Origin of the sequence: Arthrobacter sp. CAU 1506 (assembly GCF_005047635.1) — a bacterium.
Lineage (GTDB): Bacteria > Actinomycetota > Actinomycetes > Actinomycetales > Micrococcaceae > Crystallibacter.
Genome location: NZ_SUKC01000013.1, coordinates 18,376 through 37,530 on the forward strand (window position 1 = coordinate 18,376; position 19,155 = coordinate 37,530).

At 66.6% G+C, this 19,155-nt stretch carries 16 protein-coding genes; 7 read left to right on the top strand and 9 right to left on the bottom strand.

Annotation, left to right across the window (positions count from 1 at the left end; translation table 11 throughout):
* Positions 1-84: 84 nt before the first annotated feature.
* The 3 genes from E4J89_RS14390 to E4J89_RS14400 all read right to left on the bottom strand — a co-directional run bounded on the left by E4J89_RS14390 (position 85) and on the right by E4J89_RS14400 (position 4,489).
* Positions 85-1,122, bottom strand: a complete 1,038-nt coding sequence (locus tag E4J89_RS14390) for an LLM class flavin-dependent oxidoreductase (protein WP_136786845.1) — start codon at positions 1,120-1,122, stop codon at positions 85-87.
* Between the two features lie 106 nt (positions 1,123-1,228).
* Positions 1,229-2,647, bottom strand: a complete 1,419-nt coding sequence (locus E4J89_RS14395) for a lipase maturation factor family protein (protein WP_136786846.1) — start codon at positions 2,645-2,647, stop codon at positions 1,229-1,231.
* Between the two features lie 441 nt (positions 2,648-3,088).
* Entirely contained in the window at positions 3,089-4,489 is a 1,401-nt protein-coding gene (locus tag E4J89_RS14400) for an OFA family MFS transporter (protein WP_136786847.1), read from the bottom strand.
* A gap of 387 nt (positions 4,490-4,876) precedes the next feature.
* Here E4J89_RS14400 and E4J89_RS14405 point away from each other — a divergent pair, with 387 nt between their 5' ends.
* The gene (locus E4J89_RS14405) at positions 4,877-6,478 is read left to right on the top strand and encodes a sialidase family protein (protein ID WP_136786848.1); all 1,602 of its coding nucleotides are present in this window, start codon (positions 4,877-4,879) and stop codon (positions 6,476-6,478) included.
* A 394-nt stretch (positions 6,479-6,872) separates the two neighbouring features.
* On the top strand, positions 6,873-8,252 hold the full coding sequence (locus tag E4J89_RS14410) for a threonine/serine exporter family protein (RefSeq protein ID WP_240691912.1): 1,380 nt from the start codon (positions 6,873-6,875) through the stop codon (positions 8,250-8,252).
* Positions 8,253-8,484: 232 nt separating this feature from the next.
* Here E4J89_RS14410 and E4J89_RS14415 read toward each other — a convergent pair whose 3' ends face one another.
* Both E4J89_RS14415 and E4J89_RS14420 read right to left on the bottom strand, forming a co-directional pair.
* On the bottom strand, positions 8,485-9,372 hold the full coding sequence (locus E4J89_RS14415; protein ID WP_136786849.1) for a siderophore-interacting protein: 888 nt from the start codon (positions 9,370-9,372) through the stop codon (positions 8,485-8,487).
* A 606-nt stretch (positions 9,373-9,978) separates the two neighbouring features.
* Complete coding sequence (locus E4J89_RS14420) at positions 9,979-10,734, bottom strand: uracil-DNA glycosylase (RefSeq protein ID WP_276606348.1); 756 nt, start codon at positions 10,732-10,734, stop codon at positions 9,979-9,981.
* 161 nt (positions 10,735-10,895) lie between these two features.
* On the opposite strand from E4J89_RS14420, the gene E4J89_RS14425 reads away from it, so the two are divergent.
* From E4J89_RS14425 to E4J89_RS14435, 3 genes are all read left to right on the top strand, one after another.
* Positions 10,896-11,204, top strand: a complete 309-nt coding sequence (locus E4J89_RS14425; protein ID WP_136786851.1) for a DUF3263 domain-containing protein — start codon at positions 10,896-10,898, stop codon at positions 11,202-11,204.
* A gap of 60 nt (positions 11,205-11,264) precedes the next feature.
* A complete protein-coding gene (locus E4J89_RS14430) occupies positions 11,265-11,903 on the top strand; it encodes a LytR C-terminal domain-containing protein (protein WP_136786852.1) in 639 nt (212 codons plus the stop codon).
* Positions 11,904-12,055: 152 nt separating this feature from the next.
* The gene (locus E4J89_RS14435) at positions 12,056-12,262 is read left to right on the top strand and encodes a cold-shock protein (protein ID WP_136786853.1); all 207 of its coding nucleotides are present in this window, start codon (positions 12,056-12,058) and stop codon (positions 12,260-12,262) included.
* 204 nt (positions 12,263-12,466) lie between these two features.
* On the opposite strand, the gene E4J89_RS19760 is transcribed toward E4J89_RS14435, so the two are convergent.
* The gene (locus E4J89_RS19760) at positions 12,467-13,105 is read right to left on the bottom strand and encodes a TM2 domain-containing protein (RefSeq protein ID WP_136786854.1); all 639 of its coding nucleotides are present in this window, start codon (positions 13,103-13,105) and stop codon (positions 12,467-12,469) included.
* A 394-nt stretch (positions 13,106-13,499) separates the two neighbouring features.
* On the opposite strand from E4J89_RS19760, the gene groL reads away from it, so the two are divergent.
* A complete protein-coding gene (gene groL / locus E4J89_RS14445) occupies positions 13,500-15,128 on the top strand; it encodes a chaperonin GroEL (protein WP_136786855.1) in 1,629 nt (542 codons plus the stop codon).
* 183 nt (positions 15,129-15,311) lie between these two features.
* Here groL and E4J89_RS14450 read toward each other — a convergent pair whose 3' ends face one another.
* Positions 15,312-16,235 carry a DUF4031 domain-containing protein gene (locus E4J89_RS14450; RefSeq protein ID WP_136786856.1) on the bottom strand — a complete coding sequence of 308 codons (924 nt, stop codon included), beginning with the start codon at positions 16,233-16,235 and terminating at the stop codon, positions 15,312-15,314.
* A 51-nt stretch (positions 16,236-16,286) separates the two neighbouring features.
* Here E4J89_RS14450 and E4J89_RS14455 point away from each other — a divergent pair, with 51 nt between their 5' ends.
* Positions 16,287-17,291, top strand: a complete 1,005-nt coding sequence (locus E4J89_RS14455; RefSeq protein WP_136786857.1) for a ribonuclease HI family protein — start codon at positions 16,287-16,289, stop codon at positions 17,289-17,291.
* Positions 17,292-17,322: 31 nt separating this feature from the next.
* Here E4J89_RS14455 and E4J89_RS14460 read toward each other — a convergent pair whose 3' ends face one another.
* Entirely contained in the window at positions 17,323-17,613 is a 291-nt protein-coding gene (locus tag E4J89_RS14460) for a WXG100 family type VII secretion target (RefSeq protein WP_136786858.1), read from the bottom strand.
* A 115-nt stretch (positions 17,614-17,728) separates the two neighbouring features.
* Positions 17,729-19,123 carry a HAMP domain-containing sensor histidine kinase gene (locus E4J89_RS14465; protein WP_240691905.1) on the bottom strand — a complete coding sequence of 465 codons (1,395 nt, stop codon included), beginning with the start codon at positions 19,121-19,123 and terminating at the stop codon, positions 17,729-17,731.
* Positions 19,124-19,155: the final 32 nt, after the last annotated feature.

Consider the following 19,155-nt stretch of genomic DNA (forward strand, 5'->3'; position numbering starts at 1 on the left):
AAACTCACCTGAGTACGACGCCGGCGGGAGGCTTTCGCTTGAAAGCCTCCCGCCGGCGTCGTGCTTAAGGTGAAGCTGTGGTTCCTACTGCGCGAGCTGCTCCCGCACCAGGGGTGCCACCTTGGTGCCGTAGAGCTCGATGGACTTCATGAGCTTCTCGTGCGGGAGCGTGCCCAGGCTGTACTTCATGTCCCACCGGGAGAGGCCCAGGCCCTTGGCGATCTTCACGATCTTGGTGGCGACGGTCTGCGGCGAGCCGACGAACAGGGCGCCGTCCGGGCCCGCCTCGGCCTCGAACTGGCCGCGGGTCATCCGGCTCCAGCCGCGCTCGCGGCCGATCCGCTCTTGCATGTCGGCATACGGCAGCCACATTTCCTCGCGGGCCTGTTCGTCCGTGTCCGCGATGTAGCCAGGGGAATGTGCACCGATGGGCAGCGCAGGCTTTTCGAACTGGTCCAGCGCGCGCTGGTAGAGGTCGGTGAAGGGGGCAAAGTTCATCGGCGCGCCGCCGATGATGGCCAGCATCAGCGGCAGCCCGTAGTGGGCGGCGCGGACCACTGACTCAGGTGTGCCGCCCACCGCAATCCAGGTCTTCAGGCTGCCGGCTGCCGTGGGCGGGTAGACCCGCTTGTTGTCCAGCCGCGACCGGGTGCGGCCGGCCCAGGTGACAGGTTCTTCCTTGAGCAGCTCGGTGAAGAGTTGGAGCTTCTCGTCGAAGAGGATGTCGTAGTCGGCCAGGTCCAGGCCGAACAGCGGGAAGGACTCGGTGAACGAGCCTCGGCCCAGGATCACCTCGGCGCGGCCGTTGGAGGCGGCGTCCAGGGTGGAGAAGCGCTGGAAGACGCGGACCGGGTCGTCGGAGCTGAGCACGGTGACGGCGGACCCCAGCCGGATGCGGCTGGTCTGGCCGGCGATGGCTGCGAGCACCACGTCCGGCGCGGACACGGCGAAGTCCTCACGGTGGTGTTCGCCGATGCCGATGAAGTCCAGGCCCACCTCGTCGGCCAGCTTGGCTTCGGCGATGACGTTCCGGATTACCTGGTCATGCGGCAGCAGTTGTCCGTCCGCGCCGGTGGTGACGTCCCCGAAAGTATCCAGCCCGAGTTCGATTGTTTGCGCCACGCGGTGGCCGCCTTTCGTCTGCGTTGTAGGAATTGTGCATGCATATGCATCTTGTGGTTAATGGCGGCAACCGTGCGGAGGCGGCGGATATTCCACGTGGAGTCGGTTATTCCGCCGTGCGCGGCCGGGAGAGCGGCGGCACCAGCTGGCCCGACTCGGTCCGGATCCACCATTGCCCGGTCCGTCGCTTCTCCGCCCAGCTGGAAAAGCGGTAGTGGTACAGCGTCGCGCGGACCAGGAGCGGCGGTTCGCCGTTGAACGGGTCGTGCCGCAGCAGCTTCAGTGTGGCCCGGTCCGCCTCCAGCAGCCGGCGCAGCAGCGGGATGAACCAGCTGTTGCCGGGGGAGCCCAAGGCCAGGAACCACATCAGCCAGTCCAGCCTTAGGTGGTACGGCGCGAACTGCCGCGGCATCCGCTGCGGGTCCCCGGGCTTGCCCTTGAAGCCGTACTCCTGCCAGTGGACGCCGTCCGTCGACCCTTCCACCACCACCTCGTACCGTTGGCGGGTGATAGACCCGAACGCGCCGTAGGCGTTGGCCAGATGCCAGCTGTTGAAGCTGGCGTTCATCAGCTGGCGCTTGGCGAACAGGTTCTTCAGCGGCCAGTAGCTCAGATAGACCAGCAGGGCGCTGGCCGCGAGCACCAGCACGATGAACCACATCGGTTCCGGCTGATATCGCGGAGTGAAGTCGCCCACCGGCAGGATGGCCTGCACCGCGCCGTCGGACACCGCCGAAAAGGCCAGCAGGATGGTCAGCGTGTTCAGCCAGGCGAAGTTGCCGGATGCCACCAGCCACAGCTGCGTGATGATCACCACCGCGGCCGCGATGCTGCCTACCGGCTGCGGAAAGAACAGGAAAAAGGGCACCACCAGCTGGGCGAAATGGTTGCCGGCCACCTCCACTTTGTGCAGCGGTTTGGGCAAATGGTGGAAGAACCAGCTGGCCGGGTTCGGCATCGGCTGGGTCTCGTGGTGGTAGTACAGGGCGGTCAGATCCCGCCAGACGGTATCGCCGCGCATCTTGATCATGCCGGCGCCGAACTCCAGCCGGAACACCAGCCAGATGAACAGCCACAGCACCGGCGCCGGCGGCGCTACCCGGTCCGAGCCCAGGAACGCGGCCAGGAATCCGGCCTCCAGCAGCAGCGTCTCCCAGCCGAAGCCGTAAAAGGTCTGTCCCACGTTCACGATGGACATGTACAGGAACCACAGGGCCAGGAACGCCACCAGCGGCACCCACGGCGGCCCCAGCTGCGGCAGCCCGGCCACCAAAAGTGCGGACATCACGACGCCGGTGCCCGCCACGGCGCGCAGCCTCCCGTCGGTGTAGCCCCAACGGAACAGGGTGAAGCCGCGCGGCGTGCGCCGTTCCAGCAGCTGTGGCACCGGGAGCAGCCCGTGTTCGCCCAGCAGGGCGGGGAACTGGGCCAGGGCGGAGGCGAAGGCAATCAGGAACACCGCGGCGATGCCCCGCTGCAGCACCTGCCGCGCCAGCTCGAACCCCTCGGCACTGAACCACTCCATGGCACCTCCAACGCTACGGCGGACCGGTCGGGTGTCAACAGCGGGCCGGCACACCGGCAGCCCGCTCAAGCGGGAAAGTCCGGCCCGTGCAGCAGGCCCGGCTCAGGAGAGCCGGGCCCACGGCACGCTCGCGGGAGTCCCGCCCATGTAGCGGGCCCGGGCGGAGCCCTGCCCGCGGCACGCTCACGGGAGTCCCGCCCATGTAGCGGCCCGGGCGGAGCCCTGCCCCAGGGCACGCTCTCCGGGAACCCGCGCCCATGCAGCAGGCCCGGCTCAGAAGAGCCGGGCCTGCAGATGCGTACCGCTTGACCGGCGCGGCCGGCCATGGGTTTGAGGGTTTAGCCGAAGAGCGCCGGCACCTTCATCAGGGTCTGCGTGATGCCGTAGAGCAGCGGGATGCCGACCAGTACCCAGCCGAGGGCTACTTGTGCTTTCTTCATGTCAGGCCTCCTTTCCGGCCATCGCGGATTCGCCGGCTTCGCGGGCCGGGGCCTCGTGGTATTTGCTGTCCACTGGCTTGACCATCAGGTTGGCAATGAAGCCGATGACCAGCAGGCCCACCATGGTCAGCAGCGCCGGCTGGTAGGCCTCCGCGGTGAGTTCGCCCGGCTTGCCCTGGGCGTCCAGGAAGGCGTTGACAATCAGCGGGCCGGCAATGCCGGCGGCGGACCAGGCGGTGAGCAGGCGGCCGTGGATGGCGCCCACTTGGAAGGTGCCGAACAGGTCGCGCAGATAGGCCGGAACCGTGGAGAAGCCGCCGCCGTAGAAGCTGATGATGACGGCCGCCAGCAGCACGTACAGCCCGGTGGAGGAATGGCCGAACAGGGCCAGTACCACGTAGAGCACGGCGCCGACGCCCAGGTACAACATGTAGTTGTTCTTGCGGCCCAGATAATCGGACGTGGTGGACCAAACAAACCTGCCGCCCATGTTCGCGATCGAGAGCAGTCCGACGAAGCCCGCGGCCACGCCCGCCGTCACCAGCGAAACGCCGTCGGGCTGGCGGAAGAAGTCCTGGATCATCGGCGAGGCCTGTTCCAGGATCCCGATGCCGGCCGTGACGTTGCAGAACAATGCGATCCAGACCAGCCAGAATTGGCGGGTCTTGATGGCGTTCTTGGCCGAGACGTTCGCCGTGGTGACCAGCGCCTTGGCCTTGAGCTTGCTGGGGTCAAAGCCGTCCGGCTTCCAGTCGGCGGCCGGCACCTTGATGGTGAATGCGCCGAACAGCATGTAGGCCAGGTAGACCACGGCCAGGGTCAGGAAGAGTTTGCCGACCGCGTCGCCGCTGGCCACCCAGCCCGGCGTGCCGTCGAAGCTGGGGTCATAGAACTGCAGCAGCGCAGTGGAGACCGGGCTGGCGATCAGTGCACCGCCGCCGAAGCCCATGATCGCCATCCCGGTGGCGAGGCCTGGCCGGTCGGGGAACCACTTGATCAGCGTGGACACCGGGGAGATATAGCCGATGCCCAGGCCGATGCCGCCGATCACGCCGTAGCCCAGGTAAACCAGCCAGAGTTGGCCGGTGAAGATGCCCAGCGAGCCGACCAGGAAGCCGGTGCTCCAGAAAACCGCCGAGGTGAACATGGCCATCCGGGGACCGTTGCGGTCCACCCAGGTGCCCATCACCGCAGCGGACAGGCCTAGCATCACCATGGCAATGGAGAAGATGATGCCGATCTCGGTCAGGCTGACGTCAAAGTGGGCCACCAAGGCGTTCTTGTACACGCTGGTGGCGTAGGCCTGGCCGATGCAGAGGTGCACGGCCAGGGCCGCCGGCGGAATCAGCCAGCGGTTGAAGCCCGGAGGGGCGATCGTACGCGATCGGTCCAACCAACTCATCGTTGGGCGTCCTTTCAAAGACGGGGTGTGAAGCAGAACTGCAACATGTGTTTCAGTTCACATCCTTACTGATAGTTGAGCTGGGCAACCGGATTAGCCCGGCGTGTCGTGTTCCCCGCTCCCGCTGCGCCTGCCCGCTGCATCAGTCATGCCGGACTGACCGCTACCCGCCGGCGCCAGCCAAACCGGCTGCCCGCGCCCGCTGCGCATGCCCGCTCCCGCTGAGTCTGTCCGCTCCCGCTGAGTCTGTCCGCTCCCGCTGCGCCTGCCCGCCCGCTGCGCCTACCCGATCTCACGGCGCCTGCCATTCCGCCTGCCGCTGCCCGCTGCCCACCAGTCATTCGGCTGCCCCTGCCCTCCGGGCACCGAGGCCGGTACCGTGGAGGAATGGAACAGGTCCTCGCCGTGCGAGGCGTGGGCGGCTACCGCCGCTACCGGGCTCCGGCGCTCGCCGTTGCCCCATCCGGCAGCGTGATCGCCGCCTATGCCGGCTTGGACGGGCAGGGCGGACCACCCCGCTCCGGTGACCTGCTGCTGCGCCGCAGTTTCGATGGCGGAACCAGCTGGGAACCGCAGCAAGTTCTCTGGGCGGGCCAAGCCGGGCAGACGCCGAGCCGGCCTGGGCTGTTGTCCGACGCCGCAACCGGACGGATTTTGATGGCCTTCGTCGCGCGCGACAAAGCCGGCAGTGCCGATCCGGTTGCTGCCGAAGCTGCCCGTCGATTTGAACTGATGTCATCCGACGACGACGGCGCCACCTGGCAGCACCGGACAGTCACCCCGCGCCTTGCCTCGGACACCGTAACGGGATTGGAGGGCGCCGGCTCAGGGACCGGAGTGCATACCGGGCCGTTCGCCGGACGGCTGCTGGTGCAGTTCGCTGTGACGGCAGATGGCGGTCGGCCAGGGGCAGCGTCCGGCTACAGCGACGACCACGGTGACAGCTGGACTGTCGGCGAGCCGCTGGACGCGCCGAACCCAGGTACAGCGGTCTCGGAGGTGCTGGGGGCCTCCGAGGCCCTCGGGGCACCGATTGCTTTCCCAGCCGTGAAAATGCCGGAGCCGGACCCTGACCCGGGCGCCGCGGCCTGTCTGCCCGATGGCCGAGTGCTGCTGCACCTGAGCGCGGCTCCCAACCGGTGGGCGGCTGTCTCCGATGACGGCGGGCACAGCTATGGGCCGCTGCATGCGGTCGAGGAGCTGGCCGATTCCGGTAGCCCCGGCTCACTGATTCGCTTCGACGGATTGCCATCACTGGGCGGACTGGCCGCCCAGGTGAGCCGCCACTGGTTGCTGGCTGCCAATTGCCAAGATCCAGTGCTGAACCGGAACGTGGTGCTCAGCCTGTCGCGGGACGACGGAGATTCCTGGCCGCACAAACTCACCATCTGGCGCAGCGGCGCCAGCGGTCCTGCCGTGGTGAGGCTGGCCGACGGACGGATTGGCGTGCTGTATGAGCGGCAGGGTAGCCGCGAACTGGCCTACGCTACTGCCGATCCCGGGATGCTCCGGATGGCCTGGCCCCGCGGAGCGGTGACGCGAAAGGCCAGCGCCGGCTCTGCGGGATCGGCGCACGAGACCGGCCCGCTCCCAGTGGTCGGTGATTACCCGCTGCGCTTCGACATGGTCCTGCAGGCGATCCTCAGCACGGACAAGGGGCTGCCGGAGCCGGGCTATCGGGCCGGGGACATGCTGCTTTTTGCTGGGCGGGCGCAGGTTATGGGGTCGCAGTTCATGAGCGTGCAGCTGTCCGGCACTTTCGACAACGCCGAGGATTTTCCGCCGCGGGAACTTGGGCCGGGTGCGGTGGAGCGTTACCTCCATCCCGTCCATACGGTGACTGCCGCCGACGTCGCTGCCGGCAGCTTCACCCTCGTCTTCACGTGCACGGCAGCCCCGGTGAATGGCGCTTCCGGAAGTGCTCCCGAGGTGGGACGACGGCGGGAGTTCAGACTCGACGTCGTTAGCGGAGAAATCAGCGAGGGGTGACGCGGCTCTCTGCCTCGTCGGCAGTGTTCTCCGGGTAGCAGTGTGCAAGGATTTAACCGGGATCAACGACGCCGCCGTCACGGTGGCGATGAGGCAGAACGGAGTGGGAGTGCAGGACAAGGACCCGGACCAGGAATCCATGTCGCCCATGACTCCGCAGGCGGGAATGCTGCCGATCATCAAGCCGAAGAACGTTCCTGCCCCCGACCCGGGCACCGGCCGCTCCGCGGCTCCCGGACGCACCGGCTCCACTGCCGGTCCGCAGACGACGCATCCTCCGGTGCCGCGTCCCACAGACCGGCCAGTGGCCAAGCAGGTCAAGCCGGTTCCGACCGGAACCGCACCATTGCGCGCTTCAGCGGCGGCCTCCCGGTCCAACGTGGCGGCGCGCCGCATGCTCCGCAAGCTCGTGCAGGGCGAGGCGCCGCCCACGGCGCCGATGAGCATTGTGGAGCGGCTGGCGGGCAGCCCGTACGCCAACCCGATGATCCAAGCGGCCGGTATCGACACGTCCGCACGGATCACGTTGGACTTCGCCTTGGACGTGGCGGAAACCATGTTCCGCTACGGGGCCGGCGCGCTGGAGGTGGAAACCAGCATCATTGCCGTCACGGCGGCGTTCGGCCTCAGCGACATCGACGTGGACATCACCAACCAGTCGGTGCTGATCAACTACGCCAAGCCGGACACCGTGCCGATCACCGTGATGCGCGTGGTGCGGTCCTGGACCAATAACTACGCCGGACTGTCTCTGGTGCACGAGCTGGTTACCGACATTGTCAACGGTGGTGTGGGCCGGAGTGAAGCCAAGGAGCGGCTGCAGGAAATCACCTCCCGGCCTAAGCCGTTCCCGCGCTGGATGGCGATCGGGGCTGGCGGCGTTTTTGCCGGGGCCATCGTTGCCTTCCTGGGTGGCAGCATTTTTGCGGCCCTCGTGGGTAGCATCTCCACCCTGTTGATGGGGTTGGTGGGGAAGAAGCTGAGCAAATGGCGGATGCCGGACTTCTTCATCACCGGCATCGGCGCCTGCCTGGCCACGGTGATAGCGCTGCTGTTCTGGGCCCTGCATGTGCCGTTAAGTCCGTCGCTGGTGATCGCCGGCGGCATCTTGTTCCTGCTGCCCACCGGTCGGTTGGTTTCAGCCACGCAGGATGCCATCAACGGCTTCCCGGTGACTGCGTCCGGGCGCTACCTTTCGGCCTTCTTCACCTTTGCTGCCATTGCCGCGGGCGTAGCGGTGGGGCTAGTGGGCGGCACAATGATCGGCATCAGCCTTCCGGAAGTTTTCGTGCAAGGCGAGGGGAGCTACCCCTATATAGTGCGGGCACTCCTGCTGGTGGTGGCGACGATGGCCATCTGCATGACCGAGCAGACCAAACTGAACATGCTGCTGCCCACCGCCGCCGTCGGCTTGGCAGGGCTGCTGATTTACGACTTTGTCCTGTGGGCGGGAATCGGGGACCGGATCGCCCCCGCCATCGGCGCCGTGGTGATCGGTTTCCTGGGCCGTATTGTCGGCCTGCGGATGGGCTCGCCGCAGCTGGTGGTGGCCGTCCCCGCGGTGCTGTTCCTGCTGCCGGGACTGACCGTGTTCCGGTCCATCTTTGAACTGACCGTCAACTCGGAGGCGCCGTTCAACGGAATCCTCGGCCTGTTCGGTGCGCTGACCGTGATCCTGGCGATCGCCGGCGGCGCGGTGCTGGGCGACAACCTGGCCCGCCCGTTCACCAAGGGCTTGGGATCGAACGAAAACCGGCGGGCCCGGCGCCGGTAGGGACGCCGGTAACGACGCCGGTCGAGGCGCGGGCCGGAGCAGGGGTGCATGCGCTGAGGCCGCCGGGCCGGAGTCGCCGGCCGACGGGCTCGGAGCCGCCGGAATTCGTTCCGGTGGTCGACCAAGGCGCGCCGGCGCCGCGCGGAGACCGGGATTAGCGATGGCCGCGGCCGGTCCGCATCGGGTCGGAGCTGCTGGACCAAAGGGGCGCGCTTGCTCGATGCGAGCCGGATCAGGCTGGTTCGTTCTCCGGGAAGATCTGCCCCACCGGGGTGCGCTTCTCCGCCTGGAAAGCGTCTTCGGCCCGGCCGTAGGCCCAGTAGCCGGAGATCGAGACCTGCTCGCGGGAGAGCCCATGGTCCTTGAACAGGACGTCCCGCAGCGACTTCACCTCGCCGCGCTCGCCGTGGACGAATGCATCCACCCGGCCCTCGGGCCACTCCAGAGCGGAGATGGCGTCCCGCAGCATGGTCGCGGTCCCGGGCGTCTGGCCGTGGCGGAACAACCAGTGGACCTGCAGCCCGGCCGGGGTTCCCAGCTCCTGGACATCGGCCTCGGAGTCCACCTCCAGGAAGGCATGGCCGCGGGCATCCGGGGACAAAGCTTCGATAGCGGACGCAACGGCGGGAAGTGCGGAATCGTCGCCCGCGAAAAGGTACCAGTCGGCCTCGGGATCGGGGCGGTAGGCGCCGCCTGGGCCGTTGAACATCATCCAGTCGCCCGGCTTGGCCCGCGCGGCCCAAGGTCCGGCGAGGCCTTCTTCGCCATGGACGACAAAATCGACGACGACTTCGCGAGTCTCGCGGTCAACCCGCCGCACGGTGTAGGTGCGGGTGACAGGCAGCTTATCGGCCGGCAGCGTCTCCTTGAGCTCTGCCACATTGACCGGGAGTTCCACGTCGAGCGACGGATCCAGGAAGAAGATCTTGATGTACGGGTCGGTCGCTGCCTTCTCTGCGTACCTCTCGGCAAAAGATTCAAAGGCGTCTCCGCTGGCATACACGCGGACCATGTGCTTCGAAAGCCACTCAGTGCGCGTCACCTGGAGGTTGGTCTGCACGCGCGGGGGCCGGCCGCTCCGTCCGGGGCGGGCGGGGGCTGCTGCCGGTTGCGTCTGCATAGGCGTACTACTCCTGACAAAGGGAAACTGCTACTTAGGCAAACCTAACTCACCTCCGAGTGATTCCCAATTTATGAGTCTGGAAGGTCATCTTGGCGGGGAAACGGCCGCTCGTCATGGCGGGGCATGCAGGGTGCTGGCAACCTGGTGTCTTTGAGCGGGCCAGCGGCCGGGCTTCTGCGATCGGGCCTCGGTGCTCGGTAGGGGCTGTCCACGTTCAGCAGGAACTGTCCATGTTTTGGGGCGACCTAAGCTCCTGACCTGCGGCAACGCCGAACGGTCGCGCAAAACATGGACACCTTGAAGGTCCGGCCGGGCAGTCGACGCTCCAGAGAGAGGGGGCGGCATTCGCGCGGTGTGCGCTGCGGCTCCAGAGAGAGCGGACGTTCGTGTGGTGGTCCACTGGCGGCCACTCGGCTGAATTCGCTCCCATGTATCGGACTAACGTCCCATGTATTAGGCCCGCTCCAAGCTCCTGACCTGCGACGATGCAAATGACCTCGCCGAAACGTGGGAGCGAGTATCAGTAAGTCCGGCGGGGGAGCAATGCATTGAAGGGTTCCGCCCCGCCCCGTACTCGGCGTCCAGCCGGCCGGCCGCACCGGCTCAGCGCAGCTCCCACTCCACGGGGTCGGCGTGCTGGGCGGCCAAGAGTTCGTTCACCCGGCTGAAGGGCCGCGATCCGAAGAAGCCGCGGGATGCCGAGAGGGGACTGGGGTGCGCGGTCTCGATCCGCGGCACGTGTTCCAGAACCGGGGTCAGTTGCTGGGCTTCGCGGCCCCAGAGCAGGGCCACCAGCGGGCCGCCGCGTTGCGCCAGGGCGCGCACCGCCAGTTCGGTGATTTGCTCCCACCCCTTGTTCCGGTGCGAGCCGGCCTTGCCTGCTTCAACGGTCAGGCAGCGGTTGAGCAGCAGCACGCCCTGGTCGCTCCAGGCGCTCAGGTCTCCGTGCTGCGGCGGCCGGAAACCCAGGTCCATCTGCAGTTCCTTGTAGATGTTGGCCAGGCTCCGCGGCAGCGGCCGGACGTGCCGTTCCACCGCGAACGACAAGCCGATGGAGTGCCCCGGGGTCGGGTAGGGATCCTGGCCGACGATCAGCACCTTGACCTTGGACAGCGGCCGCTGGAACGCCCGCAACACGTTCCCCGGTGCCGGCAGCAAGGTCTTGCCGGCGGCGCGCTCGCCGTCCAGATAGGCGGCCAGGTCCCACAGCATCGGTTCGGCCGGCGCCAAGACTTCGGCCCATTCAGGGTGGATGACGCCGGCGAGTTCCTGTGGCGCGGCAAACGGATACGGGGCGCCAAAGTCCGCGGCAGGCGGGCGGGCAGGCAGCGGAAAGAGGGCACCGTCGTCGTAGTTCACCGTTCTATCTTTGCGGATCTTGCCCGCCGGTCGGCAATCAGGCCTGGCTGAAGGGGAGCGAGTGGCAGCCGCAGGGGAGTGAATGACAGGCCTGTGATTCGCCCTTATCATGGAGAAGGTATTGATTGCCGCCAGCAAGTACTAGGAAGAGCAGGTGTGTTGTGGCAGGTTCGGCCGAGGCCAGTGCATTTTCACTCGAGGCCGAGGTTGACGACGCCAGCCCGCTGAGCGAACGTGACCAGCGCATGCTGGCGCTGGAGCGGCAGTGGTGGAAGTACGCCGGCGCCAAGGAACAGGCCATCCGCGAACTGTTCGACATGTCCGCCACGCACTACTACCAGATCCTCAATGCGCTGATCGACACCGAGGATGCGCTGGCACACGATCCGATGCTGGTGAAGAGATTGCGTAGACTACGTACGTCCCGCCAGCGCGCTCGCACTGCTCGCCGGCTGGGCAACGACGCCTGACTCCGGGACCGCCCGGGAGGCCGGTTTCCGATTCGCCACCACCAAGGATGCAGCACCGCGATGACCAAGTACCCACGGGATGAGTTCGACCAGGTCCCTGAAACTTCAGACCGCCACGGTGTGCACCGCGCCCGCATGGCGACGCCGAAGTCCAACGGCCTGGGCCTGATCATCCTGGCCGCTGTGCCGGCGCTGGCGGTCGGAGCCTTGTCCTTCTTCGTGCTGCCGCTGCTGGGAACCGGATCGCCTTCGAGTCCGGTGGCCGGGGCCACCAGCTCTCCCGCCGCCACAGCCTCGGCCTCGCCGTCGGCAACCGAGCAGACCACCGAAAGCGCAGAACCGGAAGCTTCTGCGGAGCCGACCGAAGAGGCTAGCGACGAGCCCACCGAAGAAGCCAGCGACGAGCCCACCGAAGAGGCCGCCGCGGTCAACAAGCAGGATCCGGTGATGATCCTCAATGGCGCCGGTGTGTCCGGACTGGCCGGCACCGTGTCGCAGACCGTGCAGGCAGACGGCTGGACCATCGCCGTGGTGGACAACTGGGGCGGCTCGCCGCTGTCCGGATCGGTGATCTTCTACAACCCGGGCCAGGAAGCCAACGCGCAGGCCTTGGGTGAACTGCTCGGCATCACGGACCTGCAGGAAACCAGCAACGTTTCGCAATACGTCACCGTGGCGCTCGGCCCCGGCTACCAATAAGCTGCCGCACGGAATTTCCGGGATTTCGGTTACGCCTCAATAACATTAAGTGTGCCGCGGCTCACTTTCTGCTCCATGCGTAGATAGGGTGAGACCACCCTGCCGCTGAACCGTCTGCGGCAGAGGCGGAACTACTGAGTATGGAGAACACTATGGCGCTGGGAACCGTCAAATGGTTCAATGCGGAAAAGGGCTACGGCTTTATCACCGTGGACGAAGAAAATTCCGATGTATTTGTCCACTGGTCCGCAATTCAAATGGATGGGTACCGTTCCCTGGATGAAGGGCAGCGCGTAGAGTTCCAGATCGGCCAGGGCCAAAAGGGTCCGCAGGCAGAAGAAGTCAGGGTCGCTTCTTAGCCAGGACATTAACGACGACGGCGGTGGAGGCTGGGGTGCCTCCACCGCCTTTTCGGCCTGGCTGGCTGTGTAACTTCGCCGGCTGGCCGCGCTGCTTCGCCTGCGCTGGCCTTGTAACTTCGCCGGGCTGGCTTTGATGCGAAAAGAGCCGCTGTGCAGCGGATGGGACGCGCTGCGCAGCGGCTTTGATTCGTGCGGGGCCCGTTACTCCTTCAGCGGCACGCCACGGGCGTCGCGCTTGAACGGTTCCGCACCCACCAGGATCATGATGCCTTCGATGAAGCCCCACACGGCGCCGACGCCGAAGGTCAGGAACGTGACCACGATCTGCAGCACGCCGATGCCGATGTGGCCCAGGTAGAAGCGGTGGACACCCAAGCCGCCGAGCAGGATGCCCAGGAGGCCGCCGACCAAACGGGACTTCTGCTCCGGGTAGTAATAGCCCGGCGGCGTCCCGTAATACTGCTGCTGGCCGTAGGGCTGGCCCGGCTGGCCGTACTGACCCGGCTGGCCCGGTTGACCCGGTTGGCCGTACTGACCCGCCTGCCCGTAGGGCTGGCCCGCCTGCGGCGGATACTGCTGGCCGGACGTGCCAAAGGGCGGCCGGTCGGCAGGACCACCGAATGGTGGCTGGCCGGGGGCGCCTTGCTGGCCGGCACTGCTAAACGGTGGCTGGCCGGGAGTGCCTTGCTGGTGTCCCGGGGCGCCCGGGGTCGGCTGGCCAAAGGGCCGGTCGGCGGGACCGCCAAAGGGCGGCTGCCCGATCGGCTTCGTCGGGTTGGTGCCCGTTCCCAATGGTTCGGTGGGGTTGCTGGCGTTCTTCTCGTCGCCTGATTCAGTCATGGTGTCTCCGACCTTGCCCGCTGCCGGGCTGCTAGAAGATGGTTTCTCTTACCAGCCAATCTACGCGCGAGGGCCCGGCCGTATCCATGGGGGTCCACCCTGATTCTTTGTCCCGGGTCGGTCAGGGTTCTTCGCCCTCCGCGAAGCGGACCGATCGGACCGGCCCAACAGGTTGCACTCGACCCCGTCGAGTGCTAATTATTGACTTAGCACTCTCGCGGTCCGACTGCTAGAAGTCTCCGTGGGGAGTGAAACCCGCCACCTCGGTGAGGTGAGTGGCGCGGCGTACCGAAACCGCCGTCGTCGTGAGCCGTCCGTCGCGGGCACCGCAGGTGGCCAGCAGCCGTCAAAAGCTGCGTCCAGTGTCTATTGTCCAGAAGGGACGTAAGCCGCTATGGCAAAGATCATTGCATTTGACGAAGAGGCCCGCCGCGGTCTCGAGCGTGGGCTGAACACCCTCGCTGACGCCGTGAAGGTAACCCTCGGCCCGCGTGGCCGCAACGTCGTGCTCGAGAAGAAGTGGGGCGCTCCGACGATCACCAACGATGGTGTTTCCATCGCCAAGGAGATCGAACTGGACGACCCGTACGAGAAGATCGGCGCCGAGCTGGTCAAGGAAGTTGCCAAGAAGACCGACGACGTCGCCGGTGACGGTACCACCACCGCGACCGTTCTGGCTCAGGCCCTGGTCAAGGAAGGCCTGCGCAACGTTGCTGCCGGCGCCGACCCGCTGAGCCTGAAGCGCGGCATCGAGAAGGCCGTTGACGCCGTCACCGCCGAGCTGATCGCCTCCGCCAAGGAAATCGAGACCAAGGAACAGATCGCCGCCACCGCGTCCATCTCCGCCGGAGATCCGCAGATCGGTGAACTGATCGCCGAGGCTCTGGACAAGGTCGGCAAGGAAGGCGTTGTCACCGTCGAGGAGTCGAACACCTTCGGCCTGGAGCTTGAGCTCACCGAGGGCATGCGCTTCGACAAGGGCTACCTGTCGGCATACTTCGTCACCGACGCCGAGCGCCAGGAGACGGTCCTTGAGGATCCGTACATCCTGATCGTCAACTCCAAGATCTCCAACGTGAAGGACCTGGTTGGCATCCTGGAGAAGGTCATGCAGTCCGGCAAGCCGCTGCTGATCATCGCCGAGGACGTCGAGGCTGAGGCCCTGGCCACCCTGATCGTGAACAAGATGCGCGGCACCTTCAAGTCCGTGGCCGTGAAGGCTCCGGGCTTCGGCGACCGCCGCAAGGCCATGCTGGCCGACATCGCCATCCTGACCGGCGGCCAGGTCATCGCCGAAGAGGTCGGCCTGAAGCTGGAGAACGCCACCCTGGACCTGCTGGGCCAGGCCCGCAAGGTGGTCGTGACCAAGGATGAGACCACGATCGTCGAAGGTGCCGGCGAAGCCGACGCCATTGCCGGCCGCGTCAACCAGATCCGTGCCGAGATCGAGAACTCCGATTCGGACTACGACCGCGAGAAGCTGCAGGAGCGCCTGGCCAAGCTGGCCGGCGGCGTGGCAGTCATCAAGGCCGGTGCCGCAACCGAGGTTGAGCTGAAGGAACGCAAGCACCGCATTGAGGACGCTGTCCGCAACGCGAAGGCTGCCGTTGAGGAAGGCATCGTCGCCGGTGGCGGCGTGGCCCTGATCCAGGCCGGCGCCAAGGCGTTCGCCAACCTCAGCCTCGAGGGCGACGAAGCAACCGGCGCCAACATCGTCAAGGTTGCCATCGACGCTCCGCTGAAGCAGATCGCCCTCAACGCAGGCCTGGAGCCGGGCGTCGTGGCGGACAAGGTTCGCGGCCTGGGCGATGGCCACGGCCTGAACGCTGCCACCGGCGTGTACGAGGACCTGCTGGCTGCCGGCGTGAACGACCCGGTCAAGGTGACCCGCTCTGCCCTGCAGAACGCGGCCTCCATCGCCGGTCTGTTCCTGACCACCGAAGCCGTTGTCGCCGACAAGCCGGAGAAGGCCGCTCCGGCCATGCCGGGTGGCGACGAGATGGGTGGCATGGGCGGCTTCTAAGCTTCCCGGCCACACACCTCGGCCTGCTTAGCAGGCCACGGTTGACGCGAGGCGCGGTTCCCAGCACGGGAGCCGCGCCTTGCGGCGTTAACCCCCGTCCGGTCCAGCCCCTGGTCAGTTCAGGCCCTGTCCGCTTCGGGCCCTGTCCGCTTCGGGCCCTGTCCGCTTCAGGCCCTGTCCGCATCAACCCCTGTCCGCGCGTAGCCAGTCCGCGCCGTGGAGTTGCCAAGCCTCCAGCTCCGCGGAGAGGTTCCGTTTGGCATGGTCCAGCCACTTCTCCCGCGCTGCAGGAGTCCGGTACAGCGGGTCCAGTTCCAGCAGCCGACGGACGACGGCGGTGCGTCCCGCGGCGAAGTCGGCGTCGGCTACGTGGGCATAGTCTTGGCGGACGTTGCGGACATAGCTGCGGTACTCTGCCGGTGCTCCGCCGAGGACGGCCAGGTCGGCGTCGCACAGCAGGGCCCCGGAAGCGTCTAGCGGGCCTGGGGAGTGCTCGGCTGTGAGCAAAACCAGCCGAACCACTTCGGCCGTCTCATCCGGATCGATGCCCGCGGTCGGCAGCTTGGCGCCGGCCAGCTCCGCGGACTCCTGTTCATCCTGGCCAGCCCGGCCGTTGTAGACCGCGTCGTGGAACCATGCGGCCAGCCACACTGGGCGCTGCCGGAGCATAGAGTCTGCTGCCGGCGCGAGCTGCCCCAGTGCCTCCAGAACTGCCAGCAGGTGGCCGGGCGCGTGGTAGTGGCGGTGTGGCTCCGCCCAGCGCTCCAGCAGTTCGCGGCCTAGATCCTCCTGCCCAGGGAGCAACTCGTTCCACCGCCGCAGCAGCACACGGCGCAGTTTTTCGGGGCGTTGCCGTGCTGGGACCCGCAGGCCGCTGGCCTGCAGCCGGCGCGTGAGTTCGCCCGCACTGACCTCCACGGCTCCCAAATCGACCAGCTCACGGTAGCGGCTGACCGGCACGTCGTAGTGGTCCCGGTCGAAAGCACGCTCGCGGATCCCGGCGGCCGCTGCGAATTGGTGCAGCTCCGCCAACGAGCGGTCCGAGACGAGGTGCGAGAAATGCGTACCATGGGCAGGCCAGAGCGGAGGATCGATAAGTATTGCCACCTGCCCAGCCTAGGGCCAGGAATGTCTGCCGGATCTGAAAAGATAGAAATCATGACTATCACTGCTGCCGCCGATGGCTCCGCACTCGGCAACCCCGGACCGGCCGGCTGGGCTTGGTACATCGACGACTCAGCGTGGGCTGCCGGCGGTTGGCCGCACGGGACCAATAATCAAGGCGAGCTGATGGCTGTGCTGGACCTGTTCCGGGCCACCGCGCACGTGCCCCAGGAGCACCTGCGGGTGCTGTGCGACAGCCAGTACGTGATCAACTGCGTGACTAAATGGATGCCGGGTTGGAAACGGCGGGGCTGGAAGAAGGCCGACGGGAAACCGGTGCTGAATGTCGACTTGCTCAAGGACATCGACGCCGTGATCAAGGGGCGCAGCTACGAGTTTGAGTGGGTCAAGGGCCACGCTGGACATCCGCTGAACGAAGCTGCCGACGAACGGGCCCGAGCAGTGGCCCTCGCGTTCCAGAACGGAACCGGGGCACCGGCGGGTCCGGGGTTCCCGAATGGACCGGGCACCCCGGGCAGCGCAGTTCTGGGTGGTGCGTCGGCCAGCGCCGGCCGAGGCGGAACAAGTCCAGCGGTTCCCCCGGCAGCGGCGTCCCTGCCTGCCCAGAACGGGTCTCGGCCAACCGTGGCAGTGACGCCCGAACCGGATCTGTTCTCCGAACTGGAGGACTTTGCCGGCGACGGTGAGGCCGAGGAAGCGCCGGAAGAGCTGGTGGTCCGGTTGGAACGGCAACTGCTCAGCCCCGCGGTCCGCGCAGACTTTGGCCGGTTGGCTGTGCTGCTGCACCCGGACTTCGCCGAAATTGGTGAGTCCGGCCGGATGTGGACGCGTGACGCGATGGTCAGCGAACTGCAGGAAAGCCCTGAGCTAGATGCTTCGCTGGAGGTCTTCGCCGTCGAACGGCTCGGCGAAGACAGCATCCTGTTGACCTACCGCAGTGTGCGCCGCGAGGGGTCGGCCCTGCGCAGTTCGCTGTGGCTGCGGGACGGCCAGCAGTGGCGCCTGCGCTTCCACCAAGGCACACCCGAACAGGGCTGAGCGGCCGCGCCCTCTCCTGGCCGGACAACGGTCAGGCCAGGAACATCCTGGCGTTGGCTTCCTCCGCCTGCAGGTACTGCTGTGAGGCGTGGGACAGCGCCGCGTTGATGCTGGCCAGGGATTCCTCCACCCTCAGCTGGGTGGCGCGCCAGTCCGTGACGAGCTGTTGGAAGTTCGCTGCAGCAGTACCGGTCCAGAGCGACTCCAATTCGCGCAGCCCGGATTGCATGGTGTTCACCTCCGCCTGCAGCCGCCCGATGGTGCCCTGGACCGCCATGCTCTTGGCGGCGAGGGCCTCGCTGTCTACCTGGAATACGGCCATGATGTCCTCCGCTGGTGATGTGTACGGACACCGTTCAGGCTAGGCAGCGCCGGAAGCCGCTGCGAGGCTCCATCGGTGGATTGTGGATAACCCGGTTGCGGGGGAGAGCTGTGGATCAGCCGAGGTCGAAGGGCTCGTCCTCGTCCGCGAGCGGTTCGTAGGGGATCCGGATGGACATGGTGGCGCCGCCGCCGGGCGTCTGCGTCAGGCGGACCGTGCCGTCGTGCTGGGCCACCAGGGCAGCAACAATGGCCAAGCCCAGGCCCGTCCCGCCGGTTTCGCGATAGCGGGACGTGTCCGCCCGGTAGAAGCGTTCAAAGACCCGCGCAGCCTCGTCTTCGGAAATTCCGGGACCGTGGTCGCGGATCTCCAGGACGGAATCCAAGCGGTCATCGATCACGGGTTGCACACCGACGGCAATCTCCAGCGGCGAACCTTCGGGGGTGTAACGCAGCGCGTTGGTGACCAGGTTAGCCACCACCTGGCGCAGCCGGGCCTCATCGCCGAGGATCGGCGCCGGGCGGGGAGCACCGCCGTCGAGCCCCACCACGGTGATCTCACGGTCCGGTGCGCTGGCCCGGGCGTCCAAGGCGGCGTCGTTGCCCAGCAGGAGAAGGTCCAGCGGCTTGGCTTCCAGCGGGCGCTGTTCGTCCACCCGGGCCAGCGTCAGCAGGTCATCCACCAACTGGCCCATGCGCTTGGCTTCGCTTTCGATGCGCCCCATGGCGGCGCCGACGTCTTCCGGGGACTGCAGCGCCCCGTGCCGGTACAGCTCCGAAAAGCCGCGGATGGTGACCAGTGGCGTGCGGAGCTCGTGCGAGGCGTCCTGGATGAATCGGCGCATCCGCTGTTCGGAGGCGGTGCGGGAGGCGAACGCCGTCTCGATGTGCGCGAGCATGGCATTCAATGAACTGGCGAGCCGGCCGACCTCGGAGGCGGGGTTGTCCACGTCGACGCGCCGTGAGAGGTCCCCGGCGGCAATGGCAGCGGCTGTCTTGTCCACCCGACTCAAGGGCTGGAAGGAACGGGTCACCGCCAGCCACGCGATGCCGATGGCCGCAATCGTTGCCGAGACGCCGATCAGGAGAGTGTTCACCGAAACCTTGTTGAAGGTCTCGTTCACCTCTTTGTAACTCACCGCTACCGCGACCGAACCGGCGCCGTTTTGCAGTGGCCACACCGACACCCGCCAGCCGTCACTGTCCCGCTCGGTCCCCGGAACGTAGAAACCGTGGCCTTGGAGGTCTGTCGCGTCGTCCGGCGTCAGGGGCGGCAGGTTTGGGCGGTCGCCGGTGGGGTTGGTGTCCAGGGTGATTTGTCCGACTTGCGACAGTAGAGCGCCGTAATACCGCTCTGAGTAGGACGTCTGGGTGGGATTGGTTGCCTCGCGGACCAAGAAAGACGAGATGGACTGGCGGTTCTTTATCAAGTCATCGTCGAGTTGCTTCACCAGCGTGTCGTGCAGCAGGGTCAGGATCAGCACCGAAATGAGGGTAAGGGTGGCCACCATGAGCACACCCATGATCAGGACCAGTTGCGACC

What these genes read in the sequence shown, in the direction of transcription:
- E4J89_RS14395 (WP_136786846.1), bottom strand. Translation starts at nt 2,647, where the DNA reads ATGGAGTGGTTCAGTGCCGAGGGGTTCGAGCTGGCGCGGCAGGTGCTG.
- E4J89_RS14400 (WP_136786847.1), bottom strand. Translation starts at nt 4,489, where the DNA reads ATGAGTTGGTTGGACCGATCGCGTACGATCGCCCCTCCGGGCTTCAAC.
- E4J89_RS14405 (WP_136786848.1), top strand. Translation starts at nt 4,877, where the DNA reads ATGGAACAGGTCCTCGCCGTGCGAGGCGTGGGCGGCTACCGCCGCTAC.
- E4J89_RS14410 (WP_240691912.1), top strand. Translation starts at nt 6,873, where the DNA reads ATGCTCCGCAAGCTCGTGCAGGGCGAGGCGCCGCCCACGGCGCCGATG.
- E4J89_RS14415 (WP_136786849.1), bottom strand. Translation starts at nt 9,372, where the DNA reads ATGCAGACGCAACCGGCAGCAGCCCCCGCCCGCCCCGGACGGAGCGGC.
- E4J89_RS14430 (WP_136786852.1), top strand. Translation starts at nt 11,265, where the DNA reads ATGACCAAGTACCCACGGGATGAGTTCGACCAGGTCCCTGAAACTTCA.
- E4J89_RS14435 (WP_136786853.1), top strand. Translation starts at nt 12,056, where the DNA reads ATGGCGCTGGGAACCGTCAAATGGTTCAATGCGGAAAAGGGCTACGGC.
- E4J89_RS19760 (WP_136786854.1), bottom strand. Translation starts at nt 13,105, where the DNA reads ATGACTGAATCAGGCGACGAGAAGAACGCCAGCAACCCCACCGAACCA.
- groL (WP_136786855.1), top strand. Translation starts at nt 13,500, where the DNA reads ATGGCAAAGATCATTGCATTTGACGAAGAGGCCCGCCGCGGTCTCGAG.
- E4J89_RS14455 (WP_136786857.1), top strand. Translation starts at nt 16,287, where the DNA reads ATGACTATCACTGCTGCCGCCGATGGCTCCGCACTCGGCAACCCCGGA.
- E4J89_RS14460 (WP_136786858.1), bottom strand. Translation starts at nt 17,613, where the DNA reads ATGGCCGTATTCCAGGTAGACAGCGAGGCCCTCGCCGCCAAGAGCATG.
- E4J89_RS14465 (WP_240691905.1), bottom strand. Translation starts at nt 19,123, where the DNA reads ATGGTGGCCACCCTTACCCTCATTTCGGTGCTGATCCTGACCCTGCTG.